Annotated in this window: 15 protein-coding genes, 1 tRNA gene and 1 pseudogene; 9 read left to right on the forward strand and 8 right to left on the reverse strand. The window is 67.5% G+C overall.

All coding sequences use genetic code 11. The annotated features are described in order from the left end of the window. Position 1: 1 nt before the first annotated feature. Positions 2-880 carry a phosphate/phosphite/phosphonate ABC transporter substrate-binding protein gene (locus HNQ05_RS11575; RefSeq protein WP_013458476.1) on the reverse strand — a complete coding sequence of 293 codons (879 nt, stop codon included), beginning with the start codon at positions 878-880 and terminating at the stop codon, positions 2-4. Between the two features lie 187 nt (positions 881-1,067). On the opposite strand from HNQ05_RS11575, the gene HNQ05_RS11580 reads away from it, so the two are divergent. The 6 genes from HNQ05_RS11580 (at position 1,068) to HNQ05_RS11605 (ending at position 9,759) form a co-directional block, all read left to right on the forward strand. Next, entirely contained in the window at positions 1,068-1,865 is a 798-nt protein-coding gene (locus tag HNQ05_RS11580) for a class I SAM-dependent methyltransferase (protein ID WP_147144748.1), read from the forward strand. Positions 1,866-2,879: 1,014 nt separating this feature from the next. Beyond that, entirely contained in the window at positions 2,880-3,317 is a 438-nt protein-coding gene (locus HNQ05_RS11585; protein ID WP_147144749.1) for a hypothetical protein, read from the forward strand. Positions 3,318-3,352: 35 nt separating this feature from the next. Next, complete coding sequence (locus HNQ05_RS11590; protein WP_147144750.1) at positions 3,353-3,649, forward strand: hypothetical protein; 297 nt, start codon at positions 3,353-3,355, stop codon at positions 3,647-3,649. A gap of 12 nt (positions 3,650-3,661) precedes the next feature. After that, positions 3,662-4,591, forward strand: coding sequence for a hypothetical protein (locus tag HNQ05_RS11595; protein WP_147144751.1), 930 nt, complete (start codon positions 3,662-3,664; stop codon positions 4,589-4,591). A gap of 983 nt (positions 4,592-5,574) precedes the next feature. After that, the gene (dnaE, locus tag HNQ05_RS11600) at positions 5,575-9,243 is read left to right on the forward strand and encodes a DNA polymerase III subunit alpha (protein ID WP_147144752.1); all 3,669 of its coding nucleotides are present in this window, start codon (positions 5,575-5,577) and stop codon (positions 9,241-9,243) included. Between the two features lie 186 nt (positions 9,244-9,429). Next, the gene (locus HNQ05_RS11605) at positions 9,430-9,759 is read left to right on the forward strand and encodes a hypothetical protein (RefSeq protein WP_147144753.1); all 330 of its coding nucleotides are present in this window, start codon (positions 9,430-9,432) and stop codon (positions 9,757-9,759) included. A gap of 589 nt (positions 9,760-10,348) precedes the next feature. Here the strand turns inward: HNQ05_RS11605 and HNQ05_RS11610 are convergent. Then, a complete protein-coding gene (locus HNQ05_RS11610; RefSeq protein WP_013458473.1) occupies positions 10,349-10,630 on the reverse strand; it encodes a hypothetical protein in 282 nt (93 codons plus the stop codon). Then, a complete protein-coding gene (locus tag HNQ05_RS11615; RefSeq protein WP_147144754.1) occupies positions 10,614-10,886 on the reverse strand; it encodes a septum formation initiator family protein in 273 nt (90 codons plus the stop codon). Before HNQ05_RS11615 ends, HNQ05_RS11610 begins: the two co-directional genes overlap by 17 nt. A gap of 135 nt (positions 10,887-11,021) precedes the next feature. Here HNQ05_RS11615 and HNQ05_RS11620 point away from each other — a divergent pair, with 135 nt between their 5' ends. Further along, positions 11,022-11,462 carry a Fur family transcriptional regulator gene (locus tag HNQ05_RS11620; protein ID WP_013458471.1) on the forward strand — a complete coding sequence of 147 codons (441 nt, stop codon included), beginning with the start codon at positions 11,022-11,024 and terminating at the stop codon, positions 11,460-11,462. A 61-nt stretch (positions 11,463-11,523) separates the two neighbouring features. On the opposite strand, the gene HNQ05_RS11625 is transcribed toward HNQ05_RS11620, so the two are convergent. The 3 genes from HNQ05_RS11625 to HNQ05_RS11635 all read right to left on the reverse strand — a co-directional run bounded on the left by HNQ05_RS11625 (position 11,524) and on the right by HNQ05_RS11635 (position 14,243). After that, positions 11,524-13,710, reverse strand: a complete 2,187-nt coding sequence (locus HNQ05_RS11625; RefSeq protein ID WP_147144755.1) for a transglycosylase domain-containing protein — start codon at positions 13,708-13,710, stop codon at positions 11,524-11,526. Positions 13,711-13,720: 10 nt separating this feature from the next. Beyond that, on the reverse strand, positions 13,721-14,107 hold the full coding sequence (locus HNQ05_RS11630) for a PleD family two-component system response regulator (protein ID WP_147144756.1): 387 nt from the start codon (positions 14,105-14,107) through the stop codon (positions 13,721-13,723). 62 nt (positions 14,108-14,169) lie between these two features. Next, positions 14,170-14,243: transfer RNA gene (locus tag HNQ05_RS11635), tRNA-Gln, on the reverse strand. Between the two features lie 84 nt (positions 14,244-14,327). On the opposite strand from HNQ05_RS11635, the gene HNQ05_RS11640 reads away from it, so the two are divergent. After that, positions 14,328-15,974 (forward strand): lytic transglycosylase domain-containing protein, encoded by a 1,647-nt coding sequence (locus tag HNQ05_RS11640; RefSeq protein WP_147144757.1) that lies wholly within the window; start codon positions 14,328-14,330, stop codon positions 15,972-15,974. A gap of 124 nt (positions 15,975-16,098) precedes the next feature. On the opposite strand, the gene mnmA is transcribed toward HNQ05_RS11640, so the two are convergent. Then, complete coding sequence (mnmA, locus tag HNQ05_RS11645; RefSeq protein WP_147144758.1) at positions 16,099-17,208, reverse strand: tRNA 2-thiouridine(34) synthase MnmA; 1,110 nt, start codon at positions 17,206-17,208, stop codon at positions 16,099-16,101. Between the two features lie 47 nt (positions 17,209-17,255). After that, positions 17,256-18,140: a DUF1385 domain-containing protein gene (locus HNQ05_RS11650; protein WP_147144759.1), complete on the reverse strand. Its 885-nt coding sequence runs from the start codon at positions 18,138-18,140 to the stop codon at positions 17,256-17,258. A 65-nt stretch (positions 18,141-18,205) separates the two neighbouring features. Here HNQ05_RS11650 and HNQ05_RS11655 point away from each other — a divergent pair. After that, positions 18,206-18,408, forward strand: a pseudogene (locus HNQ05_RS11655) (leucyl aminopeptidase); the annotation flags it as partial.

An 18,408-nucleotide genomic window follows, 5' to 3' on the forward strand; every position in this document is an offset into this window, starting at 1 on the left:
CCTACTTGTCGAGACCCAGCAGCTTGCGGGCTTCGCGCACCACGTCGTAGTCGGCGTCGGTGGCGGGAACCATGTAGTCGATGCGGTAGAGGTTCTTGAGCAGGTCGCAGCCTTCCTTGACCTTGCAGGTCATGATCGCGGCCTTGATCTTCTCGGTGAGCTGCGGGTACTGCTGGGCGAACTCCTTGGAGACCGAGAAGGTGTCGCCGGGGATGGGCTTGGTGTAGAAGATCGCGTGGATCTGCGCCGCTTCCTCGGGCGAGAGGAACTGGGTCCAGGCGCCCGACTTGTTCTGGTCGTCGTTGGCGAAGACCGCCGCGGCGTCCACCGACTTGTTGAGCACCGCCAGCACCGCGGCGTCGTGCTTGCCGGCGAAGACCTGTTTACCGAAGAACTCGTCGGGGTTGATGCCCGCGGCCAGCAGCGCGGCCCGCGGGAAGACGTAGCCGGCGGCCGAGTTGGGGTCGACCCAGGCGATGGTCTTGCCTTCCAGGTCGGCGATGGTGTCGTAGCCCGAGTCCTTGCGGACGATGATCGCGCTCCAGTAGAAGGCGTTGCCGAAGCGGACGCTCTTGAGCAGCACCTTGGCGCCGGCCTCGCGCGAGGCGATTACGTAGCCGTCGGGCGGGAAGAAGGCGAAGTCGAGGTTGCCCGAGCGCATGGCCTCGACCAGGCCGCGGTACTCGGTGGGGAGGAAGACCTCCACCTCCACCGCGCCGCCGAGCTGGTCTTCGATGAAGTCGGCGATCGCCTGCGCCGCCTGGCTGAGCTGGTCGGAGTTCTGGGTGGGGTTGAAGCCGATGCGAACCTTGAGCGCGCTCTGCGCCATCACGCCGGTGAGGCCCAAGAGGACCAGGAGCAAGACCCATATTCTTTTCATAGCGCCTAACTTTACCACGCCCGCCGGGGGGAGACGGTCACTCGGGTGGGAATTGCCCGCGGAGAAACCGCGTGGGCTACGCAAAACCTGAGGGTTTACTGGACAGAAGTATTAATTCTTAATATTATACATTTTGAACGTCGGGGTTGTCATAAGCCTGGCCCGGAGAGGAAGTGCTGCTCGCTCGATGACGTTGAACTTTGGCCGCGTGGCCTACGCCTACGACCGAACCCGCTACCATCCGCCCGAGGTTTCGGGGCGGATCGCCACCGCCATCATCGCGCCGGTGGAGGACCGCTTCCGTGAGCCGGTCTTCCTCGAGCTGGGCGTGGGTACCGGCCGCGTGGGCGTGCCCATCATCGCGCGCGGGCACAAGTTCGTGGGCGTGGACGTGAGCCCGGCGATGCTCGAGGTGATGCGCTACAAGATCGCCGGGGTGGCACGCAAGGTGCGCCTGGTCGAGGCCGACGCGCGCAGCCTGCCCTTCGCCAAGGACAGCTTCCACGCGGTCATCGGGGTGCACCTTTGGCACCTGATCCCCGACTGGCAGCGGGCCTTGCTCGAGGCGCTCAGGGTCCTGGCGCCCGGGGGCGTGCTCTACGAGGGCTGGGACGTCTCCACCGGTCCCAGCGAGGACTGGAGCATCCAGGAACGCTGGCGGGAGCTGCTGGCCGAGATGGGGTACGAGCTCAAGCGCGGGGCGCACACACGCCGGCTCGACGAGGTAGAGCGGGCGCTGGAGCAGCTGGGGCTCGAGCCCCAGACCCAGGCCGTGGCCGAGTGGGTCGAGGAGCGGACCCCGCGGCAGACGATGGAGATCCTGGAAGAGCGCCTCTACTCTTACACCTGGCAGGTGCCGCCCGAGGTCTTCCGCCCCTCGATCGAGCGCTTGTGGACCTGGGTCCGGGAAACCTACCCCGACCTCGACCAGACCTACCCCATTCCCTGGAAGTTCATGCTGCGCAGCACCCGGCTGCCGGAGTAGTAGGGCGGGAACCGCTCCTTGTCTGGCTAGAGCAGGTGGCGGTGCAGGTTCACGATGCATGACGGGTAGCGTCTGCGAAGGAAAGGCTTTCCGCCCCCAGGTCGCGATTTTGCATTTGGTGCAGATGCGGAGGTGACCATAGAGGTCCCTCCAGCGCCGCCCAGTTTCCACCGTGCGCACCGTCGCGCCCGTGCCCCACCTTGTGCGTTCCTCCTGTTCGCGCTGCAGCCGCGCACGGGCCCGCCTCACTCAACAAACCCTACGATGAGACATGGCCAGTGCGTTGAACGGTTTACGCATCTTTTGGTCTGCTTTTTCGTCATGCCCGCGTAGGCGGGCATCTGCCCCTTAACCGTGAGACTGCGGATAGCGCGCCGCGATACTCGTCCCGGGTGCTGGGTGCGGGAAGGCAAAAGCGGGTCCCAAGGTGTGATGGGTTGAGGCGGCGTCCGCTAGATCCACCGTCCCATACGGCTCCTTCATCCTACTTGGTTCACCCCTTCAATACGCCCGTGAACGCAGGTTATTACCTTGACCGCAAGAGACGGGACTCCGTTCTTGTTTATTCGGGGACAAGCTGCGAGAGCGGACCGCTCCTGAGTAAGAACCGGAAGGTGGCATCCGGTGGGGATTGCGAGCAACTTGGGTCACGCGATGCACATCACCCCCCGGTTTGTACGTCTGGTCGGGATGCGGGAGCGACGAATCGCGAAAGAGCCCCGGCAACCTCAATACGATAGTGCCGCGAGCGGTAGCGGTGAGCATGCGCGCTTGCGAAATCGTTGATTGTCCGCTATCACCGCTAATAATAAGTAAGGTGCAAATCTACTTGACTACGGGAACACTGTTCACATAGAATCAGTGCAAATGAGAATAGCATTGGGTATAGCTGCAATGGGCGTCTTCTTGTTGTGCGCGTGTAAATCCGAGCCCCCAGCCCCGGTGCGGGTATCGGGAATGGTCGTGGTTCGCCCCGACGATTCCCTGGACTATGACGTCTATCCAGAAGGGGTCGTGGTGGAGGTGCTGTCTGAAGACGGCGTCCTCCTGACCCAGACGACAACGGGTGCGGTCGGTCAGTATGCGGCTGACATTGAAGGCGTCGGCCCTGGAGACAAGCTTCGGGTGCGTGCTGTATACAACAACGGCGAAATCGAGTTGAGGGCGGTTAAGAGAGTTGCGGTGAACAACAACCGGTTCGCCCTGGTGCCCGATCTGGTGTTCGCCGAACCTACGGGATCCGAATTGGTGCACGACGGGACGTCATGGGTGGATCGTGTGGGTGACGTTGAAATTATCGTGTGGGTGACGTTGAAATTGTCGATCCGTCACGTCGCTTTTCTAAAGTTTGGGCACGGGCTTTTGACCCAGAATTCGACCGCCCTTTCTTTCCGGGCGACTACCGCGACGCCGATGGGAACAAAATCATCTCTAACGGCTTTCTGTTTGTGACGGCACAGGATGCTGCCGGGCGGCAAATTACCGCTTTGAGCGAGCCGGTCAGCGTGTACTTTTACATTCCTACCACGCATCGCTACTACCTGCGCGACGTGAGCCCGGGCAACGGCTTGTATGAAGTGCCGATGTATCTCTACGACGAGGAGCAAGACACCTGGGTGCGGCGAGGTACGGGCATTGTGGTTGATGCAGATTACCAGCCGATCCCCGAATCTGACGAAGACCAGGTTACGGCGGACCCCGACTATGGTGAACTTTTCGTGAAGTTCGAAGCCGATCACTTTTCTACCTGGAACGTCGACCATCCCCTTCCACCGTGTAGATAGGGAAGCCCAAGCATGCGCCATCTTCTTTCCCACATCAGCCTAAGAACCCTCCTCCCCCTCTTCCTCCTCTACTACCTCCTCACCGTCGCCCTCTCCTGGTTGGGCTATGCCTTCCTGGCCCTGGCCCTGCTGGCCGTGAACTTCGTCTTTGCCCTCGCCCTCGTCTTCCCCGCCACCCGCGCCTGGGGTCGGCGCATGCTGCGGCACAGCTTCGTACTCCTGGCCCTGGCCGCGGTCTACGCCGCCTTCCCGGGCGTCCCCACGGGCGCACGGAGCGCCGTCAAGCTGGTCGGCCCCGAGGGCGGTCAGGTGAGAACCCCCGACCTCGTCGCCCGCGTGGTCGTAGGGCCCGGCTCCTTCCCCGTCCCCCTGCTCCTCCGGATCACCTCCCTCCCCCTCACCGCCCCCCTCCCCGACCCCACCTTGCCCCCCGAGGTGAAGCTCATCGCCGCCGCCCGCTTCGAGCAGAGCCACCCCTTCGCCGAGGAGTGGCAGAACTTCTTCCTCCCCCAGGTCCAGCTCAGCCTCAGGAACGCGGTGGCGCCGGTGGAAGGCGGGGACTACTTCACCGAGATCTGTTATTGGGTTCCACCCGAAGAGATGACGTACCCCGATGTGCAAGATCCTTGGTTTTGCGATGAGTACTTCGACGTCACGGGCGGCGACCCCACCCAGAAGGGCTCCGGCTGGGCCTCCACCACCATCAAGGGCTTCGGCCGCGAAGGCACGGCCTTCTACCTCTTCCAGTACCCCCGCGACTGGGCCCGGGCCAACTGCGAGGCGGCGGGGGGTACGTTTGACGACAATCCAAAACTGTACTCGTTCGAAAGCTCTTGCTACGGCTACGATTTGCAACGGTATGAGTTAAGTCTTGGTCGGGTGGTTCAGGGTCCTGCGCTTATCGAAAAAACCCCCAATACCGGAGGCAACCATGATAAATAACCAAACCTTGCGGCTCGTTCCCCTGGCGCTGGCCCTGGCGCTCCTTTCCCTCAGCGCCTGCCGGCGCGAGGCCAAGGCCCCGCCGGGGCCGTCAAGATGGACGGCGTCGCTGTTTAAACCGACGCCATCAGCGTAGCACCCCCTTCTGGGTTGGCTTTCGCGGCTCCGTTGCCCCTGGCCGGGGATCGTTTCCGCCGCCTTAAGCAACCCCCCTCCGGCGGCTTCGCCGCCACCTCCCCTGGTGGGGGAGGAAAAAAGAGCTCGTCGCGCGTAGTTCGTGGAACAGAAATAAGCTCCCCCTAATGGGAGGAGACGTTGTTCTGCGGCGGCTGAGCCGCGGGTTCATGGCGCGGCATGGGCCCCGGATCAAGTCCGGGGCATCGTCGGATCGACTCTTCTTGCTCGCCACTCCCTACACCCAATTAACTACCGATTCCCCGGACGAGGCAGCATTTTGCCGCCGAGATCCGGGGTCCATGCTGGGCGAGAAGCCAAGACAGCCTTGTCGATGGCAAGCCCGCCACGTGCCGGAAGCCGGTGCCGTTGCCTGACCCTGCGCAACGTACGGGCGGATCCGGGTGTCCGCCCGTACGGGGAAGGCCACTGCAGACCGGTGTTTCGTCATTCCAGCCAAGCGAGCCGTGAGGCTCGCGCGAGCTGGAATCCAGACCGGCGTACGCTCCGTTGCTCGTGGAGTCCTAAGGAAACAGCGGTGACGAACGGCAGCAACGGCGTCAAAGCCGCGCCCAGCCCCAACCACCGACCCGGACCTGGACCCAGCTTTCGCTGGGGTGACGATGGAACGCCCACCTACGAGGCGGTTTCTGGAAGGCGTGGAGTCCAGGAGGGCCAAAGCGCTTCCGTCCCGGTCAAACGCTGCACGCCTGTTCGCGCGCTCTGCAGCGGTGCGGTCGCGGGCGAGCTCGCGAGCCGGGCCGGCCGGCTGTCATCCATTCCGAACCCCGGGCCGGTAAACTGACCCCATGAAGTTCGCCCACCTGCACCAGCACACCCAGTTCTCGTTGCTCGACGGCGCGGCCAAGCTGGACGAGCTGATCCAGTGGGTCAAGCAGACCACGCCGGAAGACCCGGCGCTCGCGACCACGGACCACGGGAACCTCTTCGGGGCGGTGCAGTTCTACAAGAAGGCCACGGCCGCGGGGGTCAAGCCGATCATCGGCTACGAGGCCTACGTGGCCGCCGAGAGCCGTTTCGACCGCACGATGCGCAAGGGCCTCGACGGCGGCTACTTTCACCTGACCCTGCTGGCCAAGGACTTCGTGGGCTACCAGAACCTGGTGCGGCTCGCGAGCCGCGCCTACCTCGAGGGTTTCTACATGAAGCCGCGCATCGACCGCGAGATTCTGCGCGAGCACAACGAGGGCATCATCGCGCTTTCGGGCTGCCTGGGGGCGGAGATTCCCCAGTTCATCCTGGCGGACCGGATCGACCTGGCCGAGGAGCGGCTGAACGAGTACCTGGAGATCTTCGGCGACCGCTACTTCATCGAGATCCAGGACCACGGCCTCGAAGAGCAGAAGAAGGTCAACGCGGTGCTGCGCGAGTTCGCGCAAAAGTACGGGCTAGGCATGGTGGCCACCAACGACGGCCACTACGTCAAGCAGGAGGACGCCCGCGCCCACGAAGTGCTGCTGGCCATCCAGTCGAAGGCCACGCTGGCCGACGAGGACCGCTGGAAGTTCCCCTGCGACGAGTTCTACGTCAAGACGCCCGAGGAGATGAAGCAGGCGCTCCCCGACTGGCCCGACGAGATCTTCAGCAACAGCGCCGAGATCGCCGCGATGTGCAACGTCGAGCTGCCGGTGGGTGACAAGATGACCTACCGCATCCCGCGCTACCCGCTGCCCGAGGGGCGCGACGAGAACCAGTACCTGCGCGAGCTGACCTTCAAGGGGCTGTTGGAGCGCTACCCCGACCGGGTGAACCCGGCGCTCTACCGCGCTTACCTCACGCGGCTGGAGATCGAACCGGCCGAGGACGAAGAAGACCTGATCCTGCAGCTCGCGAGGCTGGACCGAGAGGCGCGGGAGCGGGTGGACTTCTTCCCGGACGTGCGCAACGTCCAGGACTGGGACGGCTGGGCCACGCTGGCGCGGGCCGAGTACGAGCTGGGCACGATCGAGCAGATGGGTTTTCCGGGGTACCTGCTGATCGTGCAGGACTACATCAACTGGGCCAAGGACCACGGCATCAGCGTGGGTCCGGGGCGCGGTAGCGCCGCGGGCAGCCTGGTGGCCTACGCGATCCGGATCACCAACATCGACCCGCTCGAGTTCGGCCTGCTCTTCGAGCGCTTTTTAAACCCCGCGCGGGTGAGCATGCCCGACATCGACACCGATTTCTCGGACGTGCGCCGCGACGAGGTGATCGACTACGTGCGCGAGCGCTACGGCGAGGACAAGGTGGCCCAGATCGCCACCTTCGGGACGCTGGCCTCCAAGGCGGCGCTCAAGGACGTGGCCCGGGTCTACGGGCTCGAGTACAAGCGCGCCGAGCAGCTGGCGAAGCTGATCCCCACCGTCTTCGGCAAGCCGCTGCCGCTGGCGCAGGCGATGGAGCAGATCCCCGAGCTGAAGGCGGCGATGCGTCAGGACGAGACGGTGCGCGAGGTTTTGGATATCGCCCAGCGCCTCGAGGGGCTCAACCGCCACGCCTCGGTGCACGCCGCCGGCGTGGTGATCGCCGACGAGCCGTTGACCGACCTGGTGCCGCTGATGCGCGATACCCGCGGCGACGGCGTCGTCACCCAGTACGACATGGGGTCGGTGGAGGCCCTGGGCCTCCTCAAGATGGACTTCCTGGGTTTGCGCACGCTCTCGTTCCTGGACGAGGCCCGGCGCATCGTCAAGGAGTCCGCGGGGGTGGAGCTCGACTACGACCGCCTGCCCCTCGACGACCCCAAGACCTTCGAGATGCTGAGCCGCGGCGACACCAAGGGCGTCTTCCAGCTCGAGGGCACGGGAATGACGAACACGGTCAAGGCCTTCAAGCCCGAGCGGCTGCACGACATCATCGCCATCGTCTCGCTCTACCGGCCGGGGCCGATGGACAACATCCCCACCTACCTGCGCCGCCGCCACGGGCAGGAACCGGTGAGCTACGCCGAGTTTCCCCACGCCGCCGAGATGCTTGAGCCCATCCTGGCCGAGACCTACGGCATCCCCGTTTACCAGGAGCAGATTATGCAGATCGCCAGCGCCGTGGCCGGCTACACCCTGGGCGAAGCCGACCTGCTGCGCCGCGCGATGGGGAAGAAGAAGGTCGAGGAGCTGAAAGCCCACCGCGACCGCTTTATCACCGGGGCCGAGAAGCGGGGCGTTCCGCCCGACGAGGCCAGCCGCATCTTCGACCTGCTCGAGGCCTTTGCCAACTACGGTTTCAACAAGTCGCACGCCGCGGCCTACTCGCTGATCTCGTACCAGACGGCCTACGTCAAGGCCCACTTCCCGGTCGAGTTCATGGCCGCGTTGCTCACAGTGGAACGCCGCAACTCGGACAAGGTGGCCGAGTACATCCGCGACGCCGAGGCCGGCGGCATCCACGTGCTGCCGCCCGACATCAACCGCTCCGGCGCCGACTTCCGCGTCGTCGGGCGCGAGATCCTCTTCGGCCTCTCGGCGGTCAAGAACGTGGGCGAGGGGGCGGTGGAGAGCATCCTCGCCGAGCGGGAAAAGGGCGGCCCCTACCGGAGCCTGCCCGACTTCCTCAGACGGGTGGACCTGCACCACGTCAACAAGCGGGCGCTCGAGTCGCTCATCAAGGCCGGCGCTTTCGACGCCTTCGGTGAACGCGGGCAGATGCTCGACGCCATGGAGGGGTTGCTCAAGTGGGCCGCCGCCGAGCAGCAGAAGGCCGCGGGCGGCCTCACCGGCCTCTTCGACGACGGCCTCACCGAGCCGCCGCTGCCCGAGACCGCGCCGCTCGAAGAGGTGATCCGGCTGCGCTTCGAGAAGGAAGCCCTGGGCATCTACGTGACCGGGCACCCGCTCGAGCACTACCCCGGCCTCGCCGAGGCGGCCACCTGCCAGGTCACCGAGCTGCCCCGCTGGTACGAGCAGAACTCGGGTTCCAAGTCGCGGGTGCGGGTACTGCTCGCGGGAATGGTGGAGCAGATCGTGCGCCGCTCCACCCGCTCGGGCGGGATGATGGCCCGCTTCAACCTGGCCGACGCCTCGGGGGCGCTCGAGGTCGTCGTCTTCGGCCGCGCCTACGACCGGGTGATGACCCGCGTCAAGGAGGACATGCCGGTCATCGCGGTCTGCGACGTGGAGCCCGACGCCGACGGCGAGAGCCTGCGGGTGATGGTGCAGGACGTCTTCCTCTACGAGGAGCTGGAAGGTCTGCCCCAGGTGCTCGAGCTGGGCTTCGACCTGAGCCTGATGGACGACGAGCGGCTGCTCGACCTGCGCAGCCTGCTCGACGAGCACCCGGGGGTGGTGCCCGTCTACCTGAAGGTGCGCGGGCCCGGGGGGTGGGCATTGCTGGAGGCGCGCGAGGTGCGCGTCGATCCCGGCGTGACCGCCGAGCTGGAAAAGCTGGAGGGGCTCGAGGTGCGCTCGCTGCCCGACCGCGAGGCGCTGCTCGCGGGCAAGCTGGGGGGCGAGGGCCAGGCCGAAGTGGTGCCCTTCTGAACCGGCCAAGCGCTGTAGCGTACGGGCCGTTCGCTGGTCCGCCGCTGGGGGGCGGACCGGCTTCTAACTACTACGCACCACGTACCGCCGTTATCCGTCATTCCGGGCGAGGGGGCCACTGGCCCGCGAGATCCTGGATCGGGTCCGGGACAGGTCCCGGATCAAGTCCGGGGCAGGTCCTGAATCTTGAAACGCGCGGAGAAGGAATCGGTCGCTCGAAGTATGGAAGGTGACGGCCGCTCCGGTTCGTTTGTCGCACGCGGCTACGCTAAGATCCCCGATCTCACCGGCTGCGCCGGTTCGTCGGGGATGACGAAAAAAGAGCGAGAAACCAATAACGACAAGATCTTAGGTCGTGATCGCCTAGCTCCCTTGACCCAGCTGGTGAAGAAGGGGAAAGGCCAAGACAAGATCCCCGATCTCGGCGCTACACGCCTCGTCGGGGATGACGGAAAGAGGGTGTGGGGTGCGGAAGGCGAAAGGGGTGATGGAAGCGAAAGAAGGGGAGGGGCGTGAAAGCAGCGGGTCTTCGCGGCCTCGGGAAGGCGAAGAATGGGCTGGCGGTCTTCCGGTCTTATCCGCTCCGCTCCTCCTTGTCAAACGTCTATCTACTACGCACCACGTACCGCCGGTATCCGTCATTCCGGACGAGGGGGCCACGCGGCCCCCGAGAGCCGGAATCTTGCTGGGGGCGAATAAGGGGACCGATCGCTCGAAAAGCGGAGGATTATGGCGGCGCATCGGTGCGCTTTCTCCTGAGGCGAACGACCACGACAAGATCCCCGATCTCACAGGCTGCGCCGGTTCGTCGGGGATGACGAGGAGGGGACGAGGAAGCACAACAGACAAGACCCCGGGTCGCACGGCCTGCGGCCGCTTGCCCGGGGTGACGAGGGGGCGGCTGAAGCAACAACGGTCAGAGCCCCGAGATCGGGACTCTGCGCCTCGTCGGGGATGGCGAGCAAGTGGTGGTCAGTAGGGGGGCAGGAGGGCCACGATGTCGGCAGCAGACGTCCAGCGTCTGCGGCCACCCTCAAACTGCCCCTTACCGCTCCGGCCCCGATCCGCCCACCACCTACCACGTACTACGTACCACGTACCGCCTTTACGCCCGCATCGGCCGCGGCGGGCGGCCCTGCGGCTGGTCGGGGTCCTCCCAGGCGATCTCCACCAGGTCGATCAGGTCGCCCACGGGTACGCCCCAGCGGGCGCTCAGCCGGGCCAGGTGCCGGCCCAGGCGTTTGAGCTGCTCGATGTAGGCCGGGTCCTCGCCCTCCATCTCGTCGGCGAGGCCCACCAGCCAGGCCAGCAGGTCGCGGGCCTCGTCGTCGGTGAGGCCCTCGGTCAGGGTTTCGTCTTCGAAGAAGACCTCAGCGGGATGGGGCACGCAGCACCTCTTCCGGGTAGACGTAGCCAAGTGCGCGCGCCTTGGCCTCGAGGTAGGCGGGGTCGTCGGCGTGGGCCAGCTCGCTCTTCAGGGCCTCCACCTCGGCGGCGAGCGCCTCCAGCTGGCCGTCCACGATGCGGACCTCCTGCCGCAGCGCCCAGCCGCGCTGGGCCTCCACGCCCGCCAGCAGCAGCAGGTGGGCGGTACCCAGGGCGAAGAGAACGTAGAGGACGCGGCCGACGATGCCTTGCTTCATCGTCGTTCATTATAAGGAACCCGTTGCATGCAGGGGATTGCATCTTCATTCATTAAGGAGAGCCCCACCCTTGACACTGGCAGGTGGAACCAGTGTAAGGTATACTTACAATTGACGAGATTGGAGGCACGAAGCATGGCTAAAACAAAAGAAAAAGAAGTCTACCGCTCCCGATTAAAGGCCGTCGGATTGCGCCACACCCTGCCCCGCGAGCGCATTCTCGCCTACCTGGACCGCAAGAACGTTCACCCGACCCCCGAGGAGCTCTACCAGGGCCTGAAGAAGAAGGGGTACTCGATCGGCCTCTCGACCGTCTACCTCAACCTGCAGGTGCTGCGCGACGCCGGTCTCCTCTGGGAGTTCAAGGACCAGCAGGGGCACACCCGCTACGACGGTTTCACCAAGAAGCACCACCACCTCTTCTGCACCAGCTGCGGCCGCATCGAAGACGTGATGGAGGACGAGCTCCCCGAATTCGACGCCGAAAAGGTGGCGCGCGCCGTCGAGTCGCGCACCGGCTGGTTCGTGGGCGATCCCCGGGTCGAGCTGCGCGGACTCTGCCCCGACTGCCAGTAAACCGAGCAAGTCGTGAAGCGGCCGGCCCTTGGGCCGGCCGCGGTTTCGTGGTTCGCGGGGGTCAGTCGCAGCGGTAGCGGGCGACCTCGCCGGGAGGCACGGCCTTCCAGCGCAGCTGCTCGGGGGGCCACCCGGGGCCGGCGAGGCAGTCGCGTCCGGGCTCGAGTCCGATCAGGATCGAGGCCCCGACGGGCAGGGTGCTGGGCATCGGGGTGTGCCCGATGCGGAAGTAGGCGGGGGTGCCGACGGCGTTCGCCTCGCCGTTGAGCAGGTCCATGCGCACCTTCACCAGGCCCTCGGGGGCCGCGGGTTCCCCCGCGGGGCGGCCCCGCAGCGCGTTCTCGACGAACTGCCGCCAGATGGGCGGGTTGACGACCGACGAGGAGGGCTCGCGCCCGTTCATCTGCATGGGCTGGTTGTCGTCGCGGCCGACCCAGACGACCGCGCTCATGCCGCGGGTGACCCCGGCGAACCAGAGGTCGCGGGCGTTGTTCGAGGTGCCCGTCTTGCCGCCCACCACCCGGCCGGGGATGCGCGCCCGCCAGGCCAGGTTGCCCCGGCCCAGGGGGTCCTCGTCGTAGACGTAGCCCTTGAGCATGTCCCAGCCGAGGTAGGCCACGTCGGGGTTCCAGAGACGCTGCCGCAGCGGCCGCGCCTCGTAGAGCACGTGCCCCTGCTGGTCCTCCACCCGCAGGATCAGCTGCGGTTCCACGCGCCAGCCGCCGTTGACGAAGGCGGCGTAGGCGGCGGCCATCTGCAGCGGCGTGGCGCCGATGCCGCCGCCGATGGCGATGGAGAGGCCCGGGTTCTTGGGTACCTGGAAGCCGGCGGCCTGCAGCTCGCCCGCGAGCCGGCGAACCCCCAGGGCGTCGGCGGTGAGGATGGCCGGCACGTTGAGCGAGCGGTCCATGGCGTAGCGGATGGTGACCGCCCGGTCCAGGTAGGTGCCGTCGTAGTTCTTGGGTTTCCAGACGCCGTCGGGCTGGGTGGGGTCGGGGAAGCTGACCTCCTTGTCCTCCACCATGCTGGCCTGGCTCCAGCCGGCACCCAGCGCAGCGGTGTAGACGAACGGCTTGATCGACGAGCCGGGGCTGCGCCCCTTGCCGTCGCCCAGCTGGGTGGCGCGGTTGAACTCGCCCTCGGTGCCCGGCAGCGCCCCGAGCAGCGCGTAGACCTCGCCGGTCTCGGGGTCGAGCCCCACCAGCGCCAGCTGGGCGCCCTCGGGGAGGCCGCGCTTCACCGCGGCCTGGGCGGCCTCCTCGGCGGCGCGCTGCATCTCCACGTCGAGCGTGGTGTAGACGCGCAGCCCGCCCTGGCCGAAGACCTTGGCGCGGCCGAAGCGGCGGATCAGCTCCTTGCGGATCTCGTAGACGAAGTGGGGGGCGACCTCCACCTCCAGGTCGGGCAGCGAGTTGGCCCCGGGGTCGAGCAGCTCGGCGGAGACCAGGTTCCCCTCCGCGTCGTACTCGGCCTTCCACCCACCCGGAACGATGGGTTCGCGCCAGGCGGCGTCGGCCATGGCCCGGGTGATCCAGCCCTCCCGCACCATCTGGTCGAGCAGCGCCTTCATACGCCGGCGCACCCGCGGCAGGTCGCGGAAGCGCGCGTTGGGCCCGGGGATGAGGGCCGCCAGGTAAGCGCCCTCGGCCAGGGTCAGCTCCGCTGGGTCCTTGCCGAAGTAGGCCTCGCTGGCGGCGCGGATGCCCCAGAGGTTGCCGCCCCAGAAGGAGACGTTGAGGTACATCTCCAGGATCTCTTCCTTGGAGTAGAGGCGCTCGAGCTGGATCGCCAGCGGCAGCTCCTTGAACTTGCGCTCGAGGGTGCGCACGCCCGAGAGGTTGCGCAGCAGGGTGTTCTTGATCACCTGGACGCTGATCGAGGAGCCCCCCTGGAGGTTGCCCCGCAGCGTCTGCCAAAACGCGCCGGCGATGCGGATCCAGTCGATGCCGTAGTGGCGGAAGAAGCGCTGGTCCTCCGAGGCCACGATCGCGGCCACGGCGGCGGGGGAGACGTCCTCGAGCTTGACCAGCATGCGGGTGATGGTGATCCCGCCCTCCTCGCTGGCCAGCTGGGCGATGGGGGTGCCGTCGCGGGCGAAGACGGTGGTCGTCGAGGTCAGGCGCAGGTTTTCCAGGGCGTCCAGGCTGGGCAGGTCGCGCGTCCAGCCGCGCACGACGATCGCCGCCGCTACGGCCGTGCCCAGGAAGGCGGCCAGGAACGCGAGCAGGAGGTAGCGGCGCAGCTTCACGTTGCCCAGTCTACCGGCTGATGCTGAGAAGGTTTTCAAGCAGCTTGCGGAAACGGCTGTTCTTGATGGGCAGCTCGACGATGTGGTCGGCTCCGGAGATCTCCATCGTCATGCGTTCGCGTTCGCTCGCCCGGTGCACGATCTGGATCGTGGGCACGTGCTTCAGGCGCTTGACGCGCTTGACGCGCCAGACGAAGCCGGCGGCGTCGAGGCCGTCTTCGGAGAGCTCGTCGAGGACGATCAACTTCGGGGTGTGTTCCTTGAGGTAGGCAAGGCCGTCGTGCAGGGTTTCGACGGTGTCCGGCCTCAGGCCGGCGTCTTCCAGGGCCAGTTCGAGGTAGGCCTTGAGTGCGCTGTGGGAAGTTACGATCAAGCCGCGTTTTTCATCGTCCGCCATACCGACCGTCCAATGCTGAGCTGCGTCACCTTATAAAACAATATACGGCCAAAACACAAGAATGGCTGGGGCGCGTGGATTCGAACCACGACCGGCGGTTCCAAAGACCGCTGTCCTACCCTTAGACGACGCCCCAAAGCCAAGGCCCATCATAGGCAACGCCGTGCGCGGGCGTCAACGCCCTGCTTTTTTTCATGCCGCCCCGCCCTATAGTAGGTCCATGTTACGCAGGCTCGTGGTGCTGGGATGGCTGCTGCTGGTGCCGGTAGCGGCCCAGCTGCCGGAACCGTACCGGGCCTACGAGCAGGCGCAGCGGGCCGAGGACGCGCGCGGGCTCGAGCGCCTGCTCGAGGAACCGGGGTACGTGCAGATCCTGGCGGCGCGGGCGCTGGCCCGCATGGCCGCGTCTTCCCCCAGCCGGCGGCTCGAGCTGGCCGAGCGCGCCGCGCGCTTCGAGAACGCCGCCTCCGACTGGCTCTGGGTGGGACGGTTGCGCGAGGTGCTGGGCGACGCGCCCGGAGCGGCGGAGGCCTACGGCAAGGCGCTGCCCGAGCCCGAGGCCGAGGCCGCGCTGGTGCGCCTGGCGGGCGCGGGGGTGCGGCGGGCCTACGCTGCGCTCTACGCGGGCCGCGCCTACGAGGCCCTGCTCGAGGCGTTGCCGGCGGAGGGCGAGGCTGTCTGGCGCGGCCGCGCGCTGGCGGGGCTGCACCGCTACGCCGAGGCCCTGCCCTATTACCGCGCCTGGGCTGGGGAGGCCCGCGAAGGGTGGTTGGCGCTTGGTCGCTTGCTGCTCAGGCTCGAACGCTACGCCGAGGCGGAGGCGGCCTTCCGCGCCGCGGGCGGAGCCGAGGGCGCTTACGGGCGGGGGCGGGCGCTTGAGGCGCTGGGCCAAAGCGACGCCGCCGTGCGCGCCTACCTGGAAGCCCGTACCCCTGAGGCGCTCTGGCGGGCGACGGCGCTCCTGGAGCGCTCCGGGAGGACGGCCGAGGCCCTGCCGCGCTACCGCGAGCTCGCGCAGGGGGGTTCGAAGTACGCCGACGACGCGACCTTGCGGCTGTGGGTGCTGGCGCGCCGGCGCGGCGACGCGGCGCTCGAGGCCTGGGCCTACGAGCGGCTCGAGGGGGGGCTGGCGCTGCTGGCGGGTAAGGAGGGGCCCGAACCCCCCGCGCCGGAGGCGTGCGCGGCCGCGAACGCGGCGGTGCCGGGGCGGGCGACGGTCGAGCAGTTGCTGAGGGAGGGGCGCGAGGCCTGGGCCCTGGGCGAGGCGCGCTGGTGGGCGGCGCGGCTGGACCCGACGGGGGCCTGGGGGATCGTCGGGGTCTTGCAGCGGCACGGCCTGTGGGGGGCGTCGCTCAGGCTCGCGCGCGATTTACCGGGCCTGCCCCGGCACTGTGACTGGCCTTTGCGTTACCCGCGGGCCTACCCCGAGCGCGTACGGCGCGAGGCGGCGGCCTTCGGACTCGAGCCCGAGCTGCTCTGGGCGGTGATGCGGGTGGAGTCGCGCTTCGACCCGGAGGCGGTCAGCCCCACTGGAGCCAAGGGGTTGATGCAGTTCGTCGCGGCCACCTGGGCCGACGTCGCCCGCAGGCTCGGGGAGGCCCCGGGCGACCCCTTCGATACCGACGCGGCGGTGCGCTACGGCGCCTACTACCTGCGCCGCCTGCTCGACGCCTGCGACCGCCAGCTCGTCTGCGCCCTCACCGGCTACAACGGCGGGCCGGGCTACACCCGGCGGGCGCTTGCGGCGGCGGGTGGCGACGTCTGGGACTTTCTGCGCTTCCAGCCGCGCGACGAGCCGCGCGAGTACGTGGAGCGGGTGCTCTGGGCCTACGCGGTCTACAAGGCGCTCTACGGTTCCGGGCGCTAACCGTGTAGCTCGAACACGTTGTTCAATTCCACCCCCTCGTCGCCACGAGCTTCCCTCGTCATCCCAGCTCGCGCGAGCGGGGAGGCTCGCCCCCTCCCGGAGGGTTCCGGCGCTGTGGGGGCAGCTAACCGGCGCGGGCGAGCGCGTTGTCCACCGCCCGTTCGATGAAGCCGCCCCCGAGCAGCCGGTCCCCGGCGTAGAGCGCCACCGACTGGCCGGACGTCACCGCGAACTGGGGCCGCTCGAAGCGCAGCCGGAAGCGGCCCGCCCCGGGCTCGAGCTCCAGCACCCGCGCCCCCACCGGCCGGGTGCGGTAGCGCACCATCGCCTCGACCCGTTCGGGCAGGTCGTCCGGATCGAGGAGCAGGTTGAGGCCGGCGGCCTCGAGCCCCCACCACTCCACCGCGGCCCGGGGGCCCACGACCACCTCGTTGGTCTCGGGGCGCACCTCGACGACGTAGCGCTCCAGGTGGCTCTTCCACAGCCCCAGCCCCTTGCGCTGCCCCACGGTGTAGAAGCGGGCTCCGGCGTGCTCGCCGATCACCTCGCCGCTCTCCAGGTCGACGAGCGGCCCCGGCTCGCCGGGGATGTGCCCTTTCAGGAAGTCGCGCAGCGAACCCCGCACGAAGCAGATGTTTTGCGATTCGGGCTTCTGGGCGGTGATCAGGCCGCGCGCCTCGGCCAGCCGCCGCACCGCGGGCTTTTGCAGGTGGCCCACCGGGAAGAGCAGGTGGGGCAGGGCGGTGCGCGGCGTGCCCCAGAGGAAGTAGGTCTGGTCCTTGGCGGCGTCGCCGCCGCGCCACAGCTCCACGCCCGCAGGTCCTTCCAGCCGGCGCACGTAGTGGCCGGTGGCCACGTACTCGGCGCCGATGGCGCGGGCGTGCTCGAGCAGGGCGTCGAACTTGACGTCGGTGTTGCACCAGACGCAGGGGTTGGGGGTGCGGCCGGCGGCGTAACCCGCGAGGAAGGGGGCGACGATGCGCTCGGCGAAGGTTTCGCGGTAGTCGAGGAGCTCGAAGGGGATGCCCAGCTGCCGCGCCACCCAGCCGGCCTCGAGCGCGGCCGTGGGGGTGCAGCAGCTCGACTCGTCGTTGCAGCTGGTGGCCAGCTCCTCGTCGGACCAGAACTTCATCATCGCGCCCACGACGTCGTAGCCCTGCTCGACCAGCAGGGCGGCGGCGACGGAGGAGTCCACCCCTCCGCTCATGGCGACGAGGACGCGCGGCTTCTTCACGAAACCTTATTCTACCGTTACGCTCGGGTTTCGGCCAGGCCCGGGGCTCAGGCCACCAGCTCGCTTTCCAGCGGCTCGCCGGCCGCGGCCGCGGCCTTGGTGGAGGCGATGGCCACCTCGATCATGGCGTCGTCGGGCTCGCGCACGGTGAGCATCTGGAAGCGGAACCCCAGCCAGCGCAGCAGGCGCGAGACCGGGTCGGTGTGGCTCGAGGAAAAGCGCAGCAGCTCGAAGGCCAGCGCCGCCACCAGCGGCAGCAGCGCCACCCGGCCCAGCAGCAGCCACCAGATCACGTCGGGGCGGGGCAGGAAGCTGTAGACGACGATGCTCGTCACGATCACGAAGGCGATGAAGGTGGTGCCGCAGCGGGGGTGGAACTTGGGCTGGGCGCGCACGTTCTCCACGGTCAGCGCGAGCCCCTTCTCGTAGGCGGCGATCGCCTTGTGCTCGGCGCCGTGGTACATGAAGTAGCGCTGGATGTCGGGGAAGCGGCCGATGAAGGCCAGGTAGCCCACCAGCAGCGCGGCCTTGAAGACGCCGGCCAGCGCGTTGTAGAGCACCGGGCTGGCCGCGGCGTCGATGAAGAGGCGCGAGACCGCGGCCGGGAGCACGATGAAGAGCCCGATCCCGATCAGGGTGCTGAGGGCGATCGTGCCGTAAAGGGCGGCGCCGGAAAGCTCCTCTTCGTCCTCCTCGCCGGCCAGCTGGGCGCTGCGCGAGAGCGCCCGGTAGGAGACCGAAAGGGCGTCGACGAGCGCCACCACGCCGCGCAGGAGCGGCAGCCGGGTCCAGGGGTACTTGCGGTAGAGGGAGGGTTCCTCGTGGCGCTCCACGTGAATCTCGCCGCTGGGGAGCCGCACGGCCAGCGCCCAGGCGTCGGGCGCTTTCATCATCACGCCTTCCATTGCGGCCGAGCCGCCGATCTGCTTCATGGCCCGTATTCTGCCACAAGCGGGTGAGGGTTTGGTGGAACCGCCCGTGGTAAGCTCGGGGTGTTATGGCGATTCGCGTGAAAACCACCCGCAGAAAAGTATTCGAACACGAAGCCCCCATGCGCGTCGTAGCCGTGCTGGGCGGCGAACTCACCGAGGAGGGGCGCTGGCTGGATTCCGAGCTGGACGGCGCGCTCGTGCGCATTCTCAAGGAAACGCGGTTCAAGGGAGATTTTGGAACCACCCTGTACGTACCGCTGGCAGGGGT

It is taken from the genome of Oceanithermus desulfurans (assembly GCF_014201675.1).
Lineage (GTDB): Bacteria > Deinococcota > Deinococci > Deinococcales > Marinithermaceae > Oceanithermus > Oceanithermus desulfurans.